The following is a 15,903-nucleotide window of genomic DNA, read 5'->3' as shown; positions in this document are numbered from 1 at the left end:
GTGGCGACAACGGCAATGACGGTGGCGACAACGGCAATGACGGTGGCGACAACGGCAATGACGGTGGCGACAACGGCAATGACGGTGGCGACAACGGCGGCGGCGGCAATAACGGCGGCGGTGGCAACAACGGTGGCGGCGGTAACTCCGGAAACGGCAACGGCGGCAACAACGGTGGCGGCGGTAACTCCGGAAACGGCAACGGCGGCAACAACGGCGGCGGCGGAAATTCCGGCAACGGCAACGGCGGCAACAACGGTGGTGGCGGTAATTCCGGAAACGGCAACGGCGGCAACAACGGTGGTGGCGGTAATTCCGGCAACGGCAACGGCGGCAACAACGGTGGTGGCGGAAATTCCGGCAACGGCAACGGCGGCAACAACGGTGATGGCGGAAATTCCGGCAACGGCAACGGCGGCAACAACGGTGGTGGCGGCAACTCCGGAAACGGCAACGGCGGCAACAACGGTGGTGGCGGCAACTCCGGAAACGGCAACGGCGGCAACAACGGTGGTGGTAGCGGCGGCAACGCCGGTGGCGCTGGTACTGGCGGCGGCGACGGCGGCGGCAATTCTGGTGGTGCCGGCAAAGGCGGTGTTTTTTAAATGAAAACCTTCTGGCTTGCGTCACGATTCAATATGTGGCGCAACCAAATCCCATAAACAAAGCCGTAAAGATGGAAAGGGCGACACTCGTGTCGCCCTGGCTCATGTCTCAACAACCCGAGTATTCAACAGATGATGTATCAACTGCGGCTGTAAACCCCAACCCAACCACTGGGCTTCCGCGGGTTCTGCATCCGAAGGAACAAATACCGCGTTGCCGACCATGGCTTGATTTTATCGGTGAGATTATCCAACACCAAGTCACCTGCAGCCGAGCGGTACACAAGGACAGCATGAGCATTGCGCTGCCTATCCAAAACAGTCGCGATAAGCAATTTACTCGGATCGACCCCGGCGCGAATAAGATCTCTTTTCTTCAGTAGGGCGAAGTCTTCGCAATCTCCGCCCCGGGACGTCGGCAACGCCCATCTTTCAGCTGTCCGATACTGCGACTGATCCGTCACCGAGCGTGTTGTCGCGTTGACCTGGCGATTGACCCGCTGGATTATCTGCATTTCCTGTTGGCTGGACATGGATGCAGCGGCCTTACCGGAACAGGCCCAATTGTACTGACGGCACAATTGACGCGCGCCCGACGGCGGCGGCGATGCGGAAACGATCTTTAGAAAGTCGCCTTCGCTTGCATCAGCAGCGGTACCTGCGCCCAAAGCGCTTACCGCCAGCGCGGCCACTGCGATCAGTCGCCCCACGGATGAGGTCAACCGCGCAACAACGGCTCTGAATTCAGTGCTCAACGGTTTCATGCCTGTTCCTCGATCCACATTTATCCACGCGACTGCGAAAAAACGGGACCGTAGATTGTTCTGCTAACTATCAGTGCACGGGGCCGTTTGCGCAATCTGCAGCGAGGTTGCAAGTGAAATGAGGCAGAAATTCGTCCCGTGTTTTGACCATTTCAGGCAAGAATTGAGAGAAGTTGGCCACAATCTAAGGGTGACCTTACGTAAACTCTTCACCCGACATCCGCGATAAGCACTTGAAAAGCTTAACAGCAATCTGAAATGAAAAAGGTCAGGCGGCCATCCGGGCCGCCTGTTTCATTCGTTGGCTGATTTTCGCTCAGCCCGCCAAATTCCGGCATAAGTATGCCAAAGTGATTCTAGTCAGTGATCTCGACAACGACCAATTCACGCTCGCTGGCGCCACGGGCGTGGTCCAATGCCCGCTGATATTCGGGGGATTCGTAGCACTCCACCGCGGCTTCAACAGAGGGGAAACGGGCAACCACGTTGCGGGGCCGTTCTTTCCCTTCAAGCTGCACATATCGCGCCGCGCGGGCGATGAATTCGCCCCCGTGCTTGGCAAGCGCTGGGCCTGCCAACTCGGCATATTTTCCATAGGCCTCGGCGTCGGTCACAGTGACATGGGCTATCCAGAGTGCAGGCATGTTATCCTCCCAATACTTGCTCAGCGGCTTTTATCGCCGCGTCCGAATTCGTGGCATCACGGCCACCGCCCTGCGCCATGTCAGGGCGTCCGCCGCCACCTTTACCGCCCAACTCGACCACCGCGGCCCGGACTAGATCAACGGCCGAGACCTTGTCTGTCAGGTCTGAAGTCACACCGGCCGCAACCGCAGCCTTGCCACCGGCATCGGCAATCAGCAAAACCGCGCCCGATCCCAATCGGCTTTTGTGTTCGTCGATCAAAGCAGGCAGATCTTTGCCGGACACGCCACTCAGAGCCTGAGCCAGGAATGGCACTCCGTTCACGTCGCGGGCCTCGGCACCGCCCTGCCCCGAGCCTCCTGCCATCGCCAGATCACGGCGCAGCTGTGCGACTTCATTTTGCAGGGCTTTACGCTCATCCAGCAAGGATTTGACCCGGCTCACCACGTCGTCCGGCTGTGCCTTCAACTCAGTCGCAATTTGACCAAGCCGTTGATCTTGTGACGAAAGATGTAGGAAAGCCTCTTCTCCGGTCAGCGCCTCGATCCGGCGCACACCGGCACTGCTGGCGCTGTCACCTAGAACCACGAACGTGCCGATATCGCCAGTCTGCCTCACATGCGTCCCACCGCAAAGCTCGATCGACCAGGTTTCGCCGTCATGTCCCTTGCCCGTCGGGGCCTTACCCATCGAGACCACACGAACCTCGTCGCCGTATTTCTCACCAAACAGCGCCTGGGCACCCAGACCCCGTGCATCATCCGGCGTCATGATCCGGGTTTCGACGGTCGAGTTTTGGCGGATGAACTCATTCACCTCGCGTTCGACTTTCTGGATCTCGTCAGGGCTCAGCGCCTTGGAATGACTGAAGTCGAACCGCAGCCGGTCCGATGCGTTCAGCGACCCGCGCTGCGCCACATGATCGCCCAGCGTTTCGCGCAGTGCCTCGTGCAGCAGGTGCGTGGCCGAATGGTTTGCCTGGATCGCGGTGCGGCGCGCGTGATCAACTTGCAACTCGACCGCGTCGCCTTTCGACAATGTGCCCTGGCTGACCGTCACCCGATGCGCATAAACCTTGCCTTCGGCAAACTTGCGCGTATCTTCAACCTTGGCCACATCCTGCATATTCTCGAGACGCCGGATTTCCCCGGTATCACCAACCTGGCCACCGGCTTCGCCATAGAAAGGCGTCTGGTTCACCACGACCCAGCCGGTGCCGCCCTGTTCAATCTTGTCGACCAGCTCACCGTCGATGACCAGCGCGGCCACCTGCCCTTCGGCTTTCTCGGTATCATAGCCGAGGAAATCCGTGGCCCCGGCACTGTCCATCACGTCAAACCAAACGGCCTGATCGGCAGCTTCGCCCGACCCGGCCCAAGCGGCGCGCGCTTTGGCTTTTTGTTCAGCCATGGCAGCGTCAAACCCATCCGTATCCACGGTCCGGCCTTTTTCCCGCAGCGCGTCCTGTGTCAGGTCCAACGGGAATCCATAGGTGTCATACAGCTTGAAGGCCGCCTCGCCAGACAGTGCAGCGCCATCAGGCAAGCCCGCGACCTCGTCATCCAACAGCTTCAGACCGCGGTCCAGCGTCTGCTTGAAGCGGGTTTCCTCAAGCAAAAGCGTCTCTTCGATCAGCGGCTGCGCCTGACCCAATTCGGAATACTGTGCGCCCATCAGTTGCACCAGCGTCGGCACCAGGCGGTACATCACCGGATCTTTCGCCCCCAGCAGATGCGCGTGACGCATTGCCCGGCGCATAATCCGGCGCAGTACGTAACCGCGACCGTCATTGCTGGGCATCACCCCGTCCGCAATCAGGAATGAGGTCGAACGCAGATGATCCGCGATAACCCGGTGATGGACGTTCTGATCTCCGTAAGGATCAACACCGGTCGCATCCGCCGAGGCCTCGATCAGCGTCTTGAACAGATCGGTGTCATAGTTGTCATGGCTGCCCTGCAATAACGCGCCAATCCGCTCCAGACCCATGCCGGTGTCGATTGATTGCATATCGAGTTCGACCATCGATCCGTCTTCGAACTGCTCGTTCTGCATGAAAACGATGTTCCAGATTTCGATGAACCGATCGCCATCTTCCTCGGCCGAGCCCGGAGGGCCGCCCCAGATGTGATCGCCGTGGTCATAGAAAATCTCGGTGCACGGGCCGCAAGGGCCGGTCGGACCCATCTGCCAGAAATTGTCATTGGTGGCGATGCGGATGATCCGGTCTTCGGGTACGCCGACCTTTTTCCAGATCTCGAAAGCCTCGTCATCTGTGTGGTAAACCGTGGCCAGCAAACGGCTCTTGTCGATGCCGAACTCCTTGGTGATCAGTTCCCAGGCAAATGGTATCGCGTCGCTCTTAAAGTAATCGCCGAAAGAGAAATTCCCCAGCATCTCAAAGAACGTGTGGTGCCGGGCGGTGTAGCCCACATTGTCCAGATCGTTGTGCTTGCCGCCCGCGCGCACACATTTCTGCGCCGTGGTCGCGCGCTGATAATCGCGCGTTTCCACTCCGGTAAACAGGTTCTTGAACTGCACCATGCCTGAGTTGACGAACATCAGCGTGGGGTCATTGCGGGGAACCAGAGGGCTGGACGACACCACCTCATGCCCCTGTTTGGCAAAGTAGTTCAGAAAGGTTGATCGGATATCGTTCAGCGTGGGCATAAGCTTCTCTCAGCGCGCAATCATAGTGTGTTGAAACGGGTTTATCCCTGTCCCTGCGGATAGTCCACAGCATTGGAGACGCTGAACGAAACAAGGCGGCCCAAGGGGCCGCCTTGCAATCAGAATTCTCAGAACGCTTTAGGCTTCGAGGATATCGTCATCTTCGGCCGCGCCGGGCGGCATATCGAACTCCAGCCCATGAGCAGCGCGAATCTTATCTTCGATCTCGAGCGCGGCACGGCTGTTGTCACGCAGGTATTGTTTGGCGTTCTCACGCCCCTGCCCGATCCGTTCGTCGCCATAGCTGAACCACGAACCCGATTTCTCAACCACTCCGGCTTTGACGCCCAGGTCCAGCAGCTCGCCCATTTTCGAGATTCCTTCGCCATACATGATGTCGAATTCCACCTGTTTGAACGGCGGCGCCACCTTATTCTTGACGACCTTGACGCGGGTCTGGTTGCCGACCACCTCGTCCCGGTCCTTGATTGCGCCGATACGGCGGATGTCCAGACGGACCGAACTGTAGAATTTCAGCGCATTACCACCGGTCGTGGTTTCCGGGCTGCCAAACATCACGCCGATCTTCATCCGAATCTGGTTGATGAAGATCACCATGCAGTTCGAGCGGCTGATCGAGCCGGTCAGCTTACGCATCGCCTGGCTCATCAGGCGGGCCTGAACGCCGACACTGCTGTCGCCCATATCGCCCTCAAGTTCCGATTTCGGCGTTAGAGCCGCCACCGAGTCGACCACGACCATATTCACCGCACCCGAACGAACCAGCGTGTCGGTAATCTCAAGCGCCTGTTCGCCGGTGTCGGGCTGAGAAATCAGCAGCTCATCCAGATCAACGCCCAGCTTACGGGCATATTGCGGGTCCAGCGCATGTTCCGCGTCGACGAACGCACAAACGCCACCGCGTTTCTGCTGTTCCGCAATACAGTGCAGCGTCAACGTGGTTTTACCTGAACTTTCCGGGCCATAAATCTCGACAATCCGGCCCATCGGCAGACCGCCGATCCCCAGCGCAATATCCAGACCCAGAGAGCCTGTCGAGCTTGCCTCGATGTCCTGCTTGGCGTCCTCGCCGAGCTTCATGATCGAGCCCTTGCCGAACTGCCGTTCAATCTGCGCCAGCGCGCTGTCGAGCGCCTTTTGCTTGTCCGCGTTTTTCTTGTCGCTCATCGTCAGAAGATCCGCCATTGTCCTGTCGCCTTCCCTTTTGTCACACCCTTGAACGGGCGGCAATCGCTGCTTTGTTCGCCTCTTGTTCCTTATGAGACCAAACAGAGAACATTTCAACTAAAACTTACAACACGTACTGTTCAGCAATTGTGTTAAAGAGTCGTTTACGCCAATCTGCGACAGTAACATAGATTGGCAAAGGGCGACTAAATGCTTGTTTTCTATAAGGAACGACTTGCGTTCCTAGCTGTCCCCAAAACAGGCAGCACGGCATACCACACCGCCCTGCGCGACCGCGCCGACTTTGTCGTGACCGGCCCACCAGAGTTGAAACACGCCCCCGTGCGGCGCTATGACCGTTTTTTTCAAAACATCTTTCGGAAAATGTACGACACCGAGATGGAAATCATGGCGGTTGTTCGCGAACCAATCGATTGGCTTGGCAGTTGGTACAGATTTCGCAGCCGGGATGATCGGATCGGGCATCCGCATTCCACGCGCGACCTCAGCTTTGACGACTTTGTGCAAGCCTATATGCAAAACCCGCGCCCCGAATTTGCCGATGTGGGCAGCCAGAGCCAGTTTTTTCGCACCCGGAGCAACGGTTTTAGCGCCAGCCACATCTTTAAATATGAAAACCAGGACAAGATCCTGGATTTCCTGCAGCACCGACTGAACACGCAGATCGATCTGAAACAGGAAAACGTTTCACCCCATCGCGAGCTGTTGCTGACGCCCGAGACGAAGCGCAATTTTCGCAATCGACACAAGGCTGAATTCGCTTGCCATGAGGCCGCGCTTTAGTTGATCTGCAGAAACACCGCCTCGGTCAGTTGATTCAGCGAGAACGGCTTGGGCAGGAAGGCGGAATTTGCGATCTCGGGCCCGGAATCGCCGAAGGCTCCCTCGGTATAGCCGGACATAAAAATCACACTTGTATCCGGCCGTGTCTCCATCGCCTTGCGCACCCAGGTCGGCCCGTCCATCCCGGGCATAACCACATCGGTGACAAAGACATCGACATTCAGCGCACCGTCTTCCAGCAGACGCAGCGCCTCTTCCGCCGACTCAGCCTCGAGCACGGTATAGCCCTTCAACCGCAGCGCACGTGTTGCAAAAGCCCGCACGGGCGCTTCGTCTTCGACCAGCAGAACAACCCCTTCGCCCTGACGAGCAGTTTGCGTGTCAGCGACGGGCATCGTATCCGGCTGGGCGTCTGGTGAGGCGACGGAGACAGGGAGGTAGACGATGAATTCCGTTCCATGCCCCTGAAAGCTGTCGACAAAAATGAAACCACCCGTTTGCTTGACGATCCCATATACTGTCGACAACCCCAGACCGGTGCCTTCCCCTGTACGTTTGGTGGTGTAAAACGGTTCGAACACCTTTTGCAGCTTATCAGCGGGGATGCCGACGCCGCTGTCGATCACCTTGACGGTGACATATTCGCCAGGCTGAACCGTCGCCCGGTCGCGCGAGAGTGGATCGGTCAGCACCACAACCTCGGTCTCGATCCGCACTTCGCCGCCATCAGGCATGGCATCTCGTGCGTTCACGACGAGGTTCATCAGAACCTGTTCCAGTTGCCGCTTGTCGGCACGCACAGGTTTCAGGACCGGATCGTGGCTTAGGATCAGGCGGACTTTCTCACCTACCAACCGGTTCAGTAGGTGGATCAAATCCGAGATCGTATCCCGCAAATCCAGCACCTCGGGCTGCAGTGTCTGTTTCCGGGAAAACGCCAGCAACTGACTGACCAGAGCCGCGGCCCGGTTGGCATTCTGGTTGATTTGTACGAGGTCCCCATAGTTCGGGTCGTTCTGGTCATGTCGCAGCAAGAGCAGATCGCAATGCCCCGATATGGCCGTCAAAAGGTTGTTGAAATCGTGGGCAACACCACCGGCCAATTGCCCGACCGCCTGCATCTTTTGTCCCTGCACGAACTGCGCCTCAAGTGTCTTGAGCTCGGTTGCGTCGTTCAGCACTGCAATCAGCTGGACCTGTCCGTCATTCACCACACGGTTCAGCGTGACCTGTACGAACACCTCCTTGTCCTGGCGGGTCAGGCGCAGGAATTCGGACCGCACCGCCGGTTCCTGAGCGGCCGTGCGCGCCAGCCAATCTAACACCGGATAGCCAAGCCCTTGCATGATCTGGTCGGCATTGGTTTCGCCGGGCTCGACTTCTCCGATCAGCTTCACAGCCAGCCGGTTGGCCTCGAGAATCCGGCCGTCGGGTGCAAGACGCATGATCGGAACTGGCAAATCGGCAAAAGACGCCCCGCTGCTGGCATGCCCTGCTGCCTCTGTCGGCAGCACAAGCAGGTCGCGCACAGTGCCGGACCGGTTGAGCTCGCATACGGCGGCAGAAACCGTTCCATTTGCCGTTTGAACCTGCATGATATCGCCTTGTGGTCTTGGGACGGTCGAAAGGACCTGTTGCATCGTTTCCGGCCTGTGTCCCAGCAAATGGGCCGCGGCGACGTTGACCCGCAGCAACATGCCATTGCGACCTTCGGTCAAGACTGGAACGGAGACCTCATCCCACTGTCCCGGGGTATCCAGATGAAAACGCCAGCAAAACTGACCGTTGCCAACATCGAAAACCGAAACCGGGACGGTCGATCCGACGGTCACGATGTCTTCCCGCGCTTTGCCGTGGATCTCAGCCTTCGACTGAAGCCGCAACAGAACCGCGGCAGGATTTGCAAACATGGACTTCAGGCAGCTTTCCAATCGCTCACCCGGAACGGCCTGAAACCTGTTTCTTGCCTCGGGGTTGGCAGCGAGAATGTCACCTTGAGCGTTTGCGATGATGCAGGGAAATAAGTCCTGTTCTGCAAAAACCGCCATGGTCTTTACCACCTGCTGCATCAGAAGGTCCACGATCTTTCCCCGCAGCACCACCAGAAAACTCGCCGCCAGCAAAGATACGCCAGCCACAACAAAACCTGTGTGCCACAACTGAGGCACAAGCCCCACAACAGGCGAAAGGCTCAGCAGCGCGCCGATCACGACCAAAGGGGCAAGTCGCAAACCGGATGGGGCGTTTTGAAAGGACGGATCAGAGAAAACTTCCGTAGTATTAGTCATAAACAACTCAGGTCAGTGGGCTTTCACGCAGTCAGCCCAAATAAGGTTAATGCCCGCTTAAAAGAAACCGGAAACTCTCCTTTAAGTTGCTATGACCTGGCGCTCTATCGCGTCAAGTGTGACGTGAAGAAACCATCCGTACCGTGGGAGACAAGCCACGTTTTTCGAAAAACGTCGGACCAATCCGGATGTTTGCGCAGGAAATTGTCTACAATATCACCGTTTTCGGCGTCCAGCATTGAACAGGTCGCATAGGCCAGAACACCGCCGGGTGCGATCATCGGTGACAGCTTGTCCAAAATAGAGGATTGAGTTTCAGTCAGCTCTTGCAAGCGGCTTTCGGTCAGGGCCCATTTCCCAGCCGGAGCCCGCCGCCACGAACCGCTACCGGAGCATGGCGCGTCCGCGAGAATGACATCGAATGAAGCGTGTTGCGCGAGTTTCTCCGTTGTTAGGATCTCGACCTGAGCACCGGCCCGCTCCGCCCGCGCCGGAAGGTCGCGCATACGAGCAGCGTTCACGTCATGGGCAAAAACCGAGACCCCTTTTTGCGCGGCCAGGTCCAGAGACTTACCGCCGCCGCCCGCGCAATAGTCCAGCACACGCATCCCGGGTTGTAGGTCCAGGGCCGCGACAACGGCTTGGCTGGCTGCGTCCTGAAGCTCGACCAGCCCGTCCGCATAGGCCCGGCCTAGTGCAATCTTGCGCGCGCCCTCGGTGACTTCTAACGCCGTGTCGCAAGTTGGATGCTTTGCGGCGATGATCCCTTCAGCCGCCAATGCAGCGATAGCACCTGAAACGTTCGTCTTGATCAGGTTAACACGCAGATGCACTGGTGCCCGGTTTTGCAGAGCCTGCGCAACAGGAATTGCCTGTTCCCCCAGCGAGGACTGAAACCTAGGCCAGAGCCAATCTGGGATATCATACTGCTCAGCCTCAGAGACGAAATTGCGGCCGACCTCATTTTCGGCCAGAATCTCGGGTGCATATCGAGCACCGGAGAACAGATCATCCGGCTGATCACCAGACGCGCGCACGGATCCGATCATCAGGCCGCGTCCTGTTTCGGCCCCTCCCAACGCCGCATAGGATCGTTTGCACCGCAATGCGGAAAACACATGGTCCCGAACCGCGGCCCGATCCTTGGACCCGGCGAACCGGCTGCGCCGCGCCCAGTTGGTCAGGGATTTCTCGACAGGCGCACCGGCGAGAACCTCATCAAGGATTTCTATCGAAGCCTGAATACGCGCGGCCGGTGTCATGATATCTTCCGATGCTGGTAACGCGGCTGCTGCCAAAGCCACAAATGCAAAACGGCGCCCTGCTCCGGGCGCTGTGAACCTTGAAAGCCGAGGTTACATCACCCGGTAGTTCGGACTTTCGCGAGTGATCTGCACGTCATGCACATGGCTTTCTTTCAGGCCCGCGCCGGTGATTTTAACGAAGCTGCAGTTCTGGCGCATCTCTTCAACCGTTGCACAGCCGGTATAGCCCATCGCCGCCCGCAGACCGCCCACCAACTGGTGCACTACGGCGCTGGCCGACCCTTTATAGGGTACCTGCCCCTCGATCCCTTCGGGCACCAGCTTGTCGTTGGCCGCGTCCTTCTGGAAGTAACGATCCGCCGAGCCGCGCGCCATGGCGCCAAGGCTACCCATACCGCGGTAGGACTTGAACGAACGGCCCTGATACAGGATCACCTCGCCCGGGCTTTCATCGGTGCCCGCAATCATCGAGCCAACCATCGCGCAGGACGCGCCCGCCGCGATTGCCTTCGCGAAATCACCCGAGAACTTGATGCCACCATCGGCAATCACTGGAACATCACCGGCTGCCGAGGCACAATCCATGATCGCTGTCAGCTGCGGCACGCCGACCCCGGCAACCATACGCGTGGTACAGATCGAGCCCGGCCCGATGCCGACCTTGATGGCATCCGCACCGGCATCGATCAACGCCTTGGTGGCATCGCCAGTCGCTACGTTCCCGGCGATGATCTGAACCTCGTTCGACAGGGATTTTGCGCGCTTCACCGCATCCAGAACACCCTGAGAGTGACCATGTGCCGTATCGACGACGATGATATCGACGCCAGAATCCACCAGTTGCTCGGACCGCTCAAACCCGGCATCCCCGACCGAGGTCGCCGCTGCCACGCGCAAACGACCCAGCGAGTCCTTGCAGGCGGTGGGGTTCAGTACGGCCTGTTCCGTATCTTTCAGGGTCAGCAGACCGGTCAGCTTGCCTGTGCCATCGACAACCAGAAGCTTTTCGATTCGACGAGCTTTCATTAGGCTCTTGGCCTCTTCCAGATCTGCCGGTTCCTGCAGCATGGCCAGGTTGTCGACAGTCATCATCGCCCGGATCGGCTGATCGTCCGAGGTCGCAAAGCGCATGTCCCGGTTGGTCACGATGCCAACCACGCGGCCCGCCTCGTCAACTACAGGGAAGCCGGTGAAGTTGTAGCGCTCGACAAGAGCCTTGGCATCCGCCAGCGTCTGATCCGCGCGCAACGTGACCGGGTTGTAAACGATGCCCGATTCAAACCGTTTGACCCGACGCACTTCGCGCGACTGTTCTTCGACCGTCAGGTTTTTGTGAACGACGCCGATGCCTCCGGCCTGGGCCATTGCGATGGCCATGCGTGCCTCGGTCACTGTATCCATGGCCGAGCTAAGCAGCGGGATGTTCATGGTGATCGCTCGCGTCACGCGCGTGCTTGTATTCGCCGTTGCCGGCAGTACCGACGAGGACGCCGGAACCAAAAGAACATCGTCAAAGGTAAGTGCCTCACGAATCTGCATCTGCTAACCCCATGCAAAAGCCCGTTTGGCGGTGACCCTATTACATGGATTTCACCTAAGGAAAAGCCCCTGACCTAAACTAGTTTGCCTTTACGGACCGATGCAGCACCAAAAAAAGACGCAACCCATACAAAACGTGCCGCTGAATGCCCTTTCCCTTCGCCCGCAAACCCATATCTTGCCCGGCATACGCGCGAATACAAAAGGCAGGCCAGATATGACCACCGACCCCCTTGTAGTTTTTACTCCTTCAGGCAAACGCGGACATTTCCCCGTTGGCACCCCGGTTCTGACCGCTGCCCGGCAGTTGGGCGTCGACCTGGATTCGGTTTGCGGCGGGCGCGGGATTTGCTCGAAATGTCAGATAACGCCCAGTTATGGCGAGTTTCCCAAGCACGGCGTGACGGTGTCCGAAGGCGCGCTGAGCGAATGGAACGCGGTCGAGCAGCGTTATGACGACAAGCGCGGATTGAAACCGGGCCGCCGTCTGGGTTGCCAGGCCACCGTTCAGGGCGACATCGTGATCGACGTACCGCCCGAAAGCCAGGTACACCGTCAGGTTGTCCGCAAGGCCGCCACTGCGCGCGCAATCATAATGGACCCGGCAACGCGTCTGTTTTTTGTGGTTGTGGAGGAGCCCGACATGCACTCGCCAACCGGCGATCTGGAGCGTCTGGAACGCGCCCTCCGCCAACAGTGGAACATTGAGGCCGTCACCGCCGATCTTTCGCTGATGTCCAAGCTGCAACCGGTGCTGCGCAAGGGCAAATGGGAGGTCACCGTGGCCGTCCACAAAGGCCACAAAGATGAAGTTGCCCGGATTGTAGAAATCTGGCCCGGCCTGCATGAACACGGGTTGTACGGTCTGGCCATCGACCTTGGCTCGACCACCATCGCCGCGCATCTGACCGATCTGGAGACAGGTGAGGTCAAAGCGTCTTCGGGCCTGATGAACCCGCAAATCCGCTTTGGCGAAGACCTGATGAGTCGTGTCTCATACGCGATGATGAACCCCGGCGGTGATCAGGAGATGACCCGGGCCGTGCGCGAAGCGATCAACGATCTGACTGTTTCTATCGCCGAGGAAGCCGGAATCGACGCTGCGCTTATCGTTGAGACCGTATTTGTCTGTAACCCGGTCATGCACCACCTGCTGTTGGGGCTGGACCCTGTCGAACTGGGCCAGGCGCCGTTTGCGCTGGCTACCTCGGAAAGCATCTCTCTGCCCGCGCGTGAGATGGACCTGACCAAAATGAACCCACGCGCGCAGGTCTATATCCTGCCTTGTATTGCGGGCCACGTTGGGGCCGACTGCGCCGCCGTTGCGCTGTCGGAAGAGCCGGGCAAATCCGAAGACCTCGTACTGATCGTGGACGTGGGCACCAATGCCGAAATCCTGCTGGGCAACAAGAGCCGCGTTCTGGCCTGTTCCTCGCCTACTGGTCCGGCATTCGAAGGTGCCCAGATCAGTTCCGGCCAGCGTGCCGCACCTGGTGCGATTGAGCGGATCGAGATCGACCCCGTGACCAAGGAACCCCGCTTCCGCGTGATCGGGTCTGACAAATGGTCCGATGAGGATGGGTTCGATCAGGACGTTGCCACTACTGGCATCTCCGGCATTTGTGGGTCGGGCATTATCGAGGCGGTGGCTGAGATGCGCATCGCCGGGCTGTTGGATGAAAGCGGCCTGATCGGCTCAGCCGCACAAACCGGCACCGCGCGCTGCGTTCCCGAAGGTCGAACCCACGCCTATCTGATCCACGATGCCAGTGCCGAGGGTGGCCCGCGCATTACAGTGACCCAAGGCGACATCCGCGCCATCCAACTGGCCAAATCCGCGCTATACGCCGGTGCACGGCTGCTGATGGACGTGATGGAGGTCGATAAAGTCGACCGCGTTGTTCTGGCCGGTGCTTTCGGGGCCCATATCTCGACCAAACACGCGATGGTTCTGGGTATGATCCCCGATGCGCCACTGGACAAGGTTTCCAGTGCGGGTAACGCTGCTGGCACCGGTGCACGGATCGCTCTGTGCAACATCGGTGCCCGGACTGAGATTGAACGCGTCGTGCGCGAGATCACCAAGGTCGAAACCGCCATCGAGCCCAAGTTCCAGGATCATTTCGTCGCCGCAAACGCGATTCCGCACAAAACCGACCCATTCCCGGAACTGGCGCAGGTGGTCACCCTGCCCGCGCCTTCGTTCAACACCGGCGGAGATGAGGAAAGGTCTGGCCGCCGTCGCCGCAGGAGGTCATAGTCGCCCCAACCAAGGGGGCAATGATGACGTCAGCAAACGAAGAACAGGCCGAGTATTGGGGCCAATCTGACAGCGGCACCAAATGGTTGACCTATGAAGATCAGTTGGACCATGCCTTTGCACCTGTTCTGAATCTGGTTCTTGACCAAGCTGACGTGTCTGCAGGAATGAAGGTTCTGGATATCGGTTGCGGCACGGGTGTCAGCACCCTTGCCGCGGCCCGGCGGGTCGGGCCGGACGGGCGTGTGCTGGCTGCCGATATTTCGCAACCCTTTCTGGATCGCGCTGCAATACGCGCTGCAGAAGGCGGGCTGGACAACATTCAGTTCCAGTATGCAGACGCGCAGACACATACCTTCGACCCCGATCAGATGGATGCCGCAATCTCTCGGTTCGGCGTCATGTTCTTCAGCGATTCCGTGGCCGCATTCTCCAATATCGCCAAGGCGCTGAAGCCTGGTGCTCAAATGACTTTCGCGGCATGGGGCCCTCTGGCTGTGAACCCATGGTTTCGCATTCCGCATATCGCCGCCGTCAAACGATTGGGTCAGCCGCCGCGCGTGGACCGCTATGCACCCGGTCCCCTCGCATTCCACGACCTTGATCACGTCAAGGGAATGATGGTTCAGGCCGGATTGTCTGATGTGAAGGCAGAAGCAATCCCTTTGAAATTGCAGGGCGTCAACGGCGTTGAAGGCACAGCAACACTGTGTACACGCGTCGGGCCGGCCGCTCGGGTCATCGCGCATTTCGATGGGGATGAGCAGGACATTCAGGCTATCCGGAAAGAGGTTGCCGCAGAGTTTAATCGCCTGCAATCCGGAACGAAAACCTACATCCCGGCAGTCATAAACCTGTTTCAGGCACGCCGATCCGAGTGATTGGAGCGGGTAGCGGGAATCGAACCCGCGCGTTCAGCTTGGGAAGCTGACAGGCTACCATTACATCATACCCGCCGCGTGGAGCTGGATAACACCGCCCACCGAGCGACATCAAGCGCGTTTCAGCAGCGTTTCGAAATTACTCGGTTCGGGCGCGCAGGCTTTCGATCAGGGATTGGTCCACATCCAAGGCTTCGCAAGCTGCGTCCAGTGTCCGTTTGTCCAGGTGTTGCGGGCTGAGGTCGATGTCTTTGGAAAACGTATCCACAATCGCGCGCATCGCGCTGATTCTAGCGTATTTCTTATTGTTCGCCGGAACGACTTGCCACGGGGCGATTTCGGTCGACGTCCGCGCCAGCATCTCATCCACCGCCACTTCGGCCTCTGCCCACCTCTCGCGATTGCGGAAATCTTCATAGGTCAGCTTCCACCGCTTCACCGGGTTGCGAAGGCGCTCGGTGAAACGCGCCGTCTGCTCATCCGGAGAGATGTGGAAAAACAGCTTTACAATCCGGGTGCCGTCGTCGGCCAGCATCCGCTCAAAGTCGTTGATTTCACGATAGGCGGCCCGCCAACGTTCTTCCAGCGTGAACTTTTCAAGCCGCTCGACCAGCACCCGGCCATACCAGCTGCGGTCGAAGGCTGAGATCGCGCCTTCGGGGGGCAGTCTTTCCCAGAACCGAAGCAGGTAGTGTCGGTTGAGGTAGTAGTTGCGCGGCGCACCAATCGGCCAGACCTTGAAACTGCGCGGGTCCAGCGCCTGGCTGATCCGGCGTATCGTACCCCCCTTGCCTGCCGCATCCCAACCTTCAAATACAAGCACGCCCTTCACGCCATGAAACAGGAACGCTTGCTGGATCAGCGCCAGTTGCGCCTGAAGATCGACAAGTTTTTCGAAATAGTCATGCTTGCTCAGGCGCTTACTTAAGTCTACGTCCGCCAATTTCGGAGGGTAATGTTTGCTCATGAAAACACCTGATTTTTGCTGCTGGGG

12 protein-coding genes and 1 tRNA gene are annotated in these 15,903 nt (G+C 58.6%); 4 read left to right on the top strand and 9 right to left on the bottom strand.

Annotated elements, in window-relative coordinates:
• On the top strand, positions 1–605 hold a 605-nt coding region (locus AC2FEE_RS17410; RefSeq protein ID WP_496866595.1), incomplete at its 5' end, for a hypothetical protein.
• A gap of 140 nt (positions 606–745) precedes the next feature.
• Here AC2FEE_RS17410 and AC2FEE_RS17405 read toward each other — a convergent pair.
• The 4 genes from AC2FEE_RS17405 to recA form a co-directional block, all read right to left on the bottom strand.
• Positions 746–1,297 carry a transglutaminase-like cysteine peptidase gene (locus AC2FEE_RS17405; RefSeq protein WP_496866594.1) on the bottom strand — a complete coding sequence of 184 codons (552 nt, stop codon included), beginning with the start codon at positions 1,295–1,297 and terminating at the stop codon, positions 746–748.
• Positions 1,298–1,725: 428 nt separating this feature from the next.
• Positions 1,726–2,013 (bottom strand): DUF1330 domain-containing protein, encoded by a 288-nt coding sequence (locus AC2FEE_RS17400; RefSeq protein WP_496866592.1) that lies wholly within the window; start codon positions 2,011–2,013, stop codon positions 1,726–1,728.
• Between the two features lies 1 nt (position 2,014).
• Positions 2,015–4,684 carry an alanine--tRNA ligase gene (gene alaS / locus AC2FEE_RS17395; RefSeq protein WP_496866591.1) on the bottom strand — a complete coding sequence of 890 codons (2,670 nt, stop codon included), beginning with the start codon at positions 4,682–4,684 and terminating at the stop codon, positions 2,015–2,017.
• Positions 4,685–4,822: 138 nt separating this feature from the next.
• On the bottom strand, positions 4,823–5,890 hold the full coding sequence (gene recA, locus AC2FEE_RS17390; protein ID WP_496866590.1) for a recombinase RecA: 1,068 nt from the start codon (positions 5,888–5,890) through the stop codon (positions 4,823–4,825).
• A 192-nt stretch (positions 5,891–6,082) separates the two neighbouring features.
• On the opposite strand from recA, the gene AC2FEE_RS17385 reads away from it, so the two are divergent.
• Entirely contained in the window at positions 6,083–6,676 is a 594-nt protein-coding gene (locus AC2FEE_RS17385; protein ID WP_496866589.1) for a sulfotransferase family 2 domain-containing protein, read from the top strand.
• On the opposite strand, the gene AC2FEE_RS17380 is transcribed toward AC2FEE_RS17385, so the two are convergent.
• From AC2FEE_RS17380 to guaB, 3 genes are all read right to left on the bottom strand, one after another.
• The gene (locus tag AC2FEE_RS17380) at positions 6,673–8,964 is read right to left on the bottom strand and encodes a hybrid sensor histidine kinase/response regulator (RefSeq protein WP_496866588.1); all 2,292 of its coding nucleotides are present in this window, start codon (positions 8,962–8,964) and stop codon (positions 6,673–6,675) included. The genes AC2FEE_RS17385 and AC2FEE_RS17380 overlap by 4 nt on opposite strands.
• A gap of 104 nt (positions 8,965–9,068) precedes the next feature.
• Complete coding sequence (locus tag AC2FEE_RS17375) at positions 9,069–10,226, bottom strand: RsmB/NOP family class I SAM-dependent RNA methyltransferase (RefSeq protein ID WP_496866587.1); 1,158 nt, start codon at positions 10,224–10,226, stop codon at positions 9,069–9,071.
• A gap of 93 nt (positions 10,227–10,319) precedes the next feature.
• Positions 10,320–11,768, bottom strand: coding sequence for an IMP dehydrogenase (guaB, locus tag AC2FEE_RS17370; protein WP_496866586.1), 1,449 nt, complete (start codon positions 11,766–11,768; stop codon positions 10,320–10,322).
• Between the two features lie 217 nt (positions 11,769–11,985).
• Here guaB and AC2FEE_RS17365 point away from each other — a divergent pair, with 217 nt between their 5' ends.
• Together AC2FEE_RS17365 and AC2FEE_RS17360 are read left to right on the top strand one after the other, a co-directional pair.
• Positions 11,986–14,028, top strand: coding sequence for an ASKHA domain-containing protein (locus AC2FEE_RS17365; protein ID WP_496866585.1), 2,043 nt, complete (start codon positions 11,986–11,988; stop codon positions 14,026–14,028).
• A 23-nt stretch (positions 14,029–14,051) separates the two neighbouring features.
• Complete coding sequence (locus AC2FEE_RS17360) at positions 14,052–14,909, top strand: class I SAM-dependent methyltransferase (RefSeq protein WP_496866584.1); 858 nt, start codon at positions 14,052–14,054, stop codon at positions 14,907–14,909.
• 1 nt (position 14,910) lies between these two features.
• On the opposite strand, the gene AC2FEE_RS17355 is transcribed toward AC2FEE_RS17360, so the two are convergent.
• Both AC2FEE_RS17355 and AC2FEE_RS17350 read right to left on the bottom strand, forming a co-directional pair.
• Positions 14,911–14,984 (bottom strand) — tRNA-Gly (locus AC2FEE_RS17355).
• A gap of 64 nt (positions 14,985–15,048) precedes the next feature.
• Complete coding sequence (locus AC2FEE_RS17350) at positions 15,049–15,876, bottom strand: polyphosphate kinase 2 family protein (RefSeq protein ID WP_496866582.1); 828 nt, start codon at positions 15,874–15,876, stop codon at positions 15,049–15,051.
• Positions 15,877–15,903: the final 27 nt, after the last annotated feature.

This window comes from Ruegeria sp. YTSC199 (genome assembly GCF_059609725.1).
The sequence above is the reverse complement of the archived record's forward strand: the minus strand, read 5'-3'. Positions and strand labels throughout refer to the sequence as shown.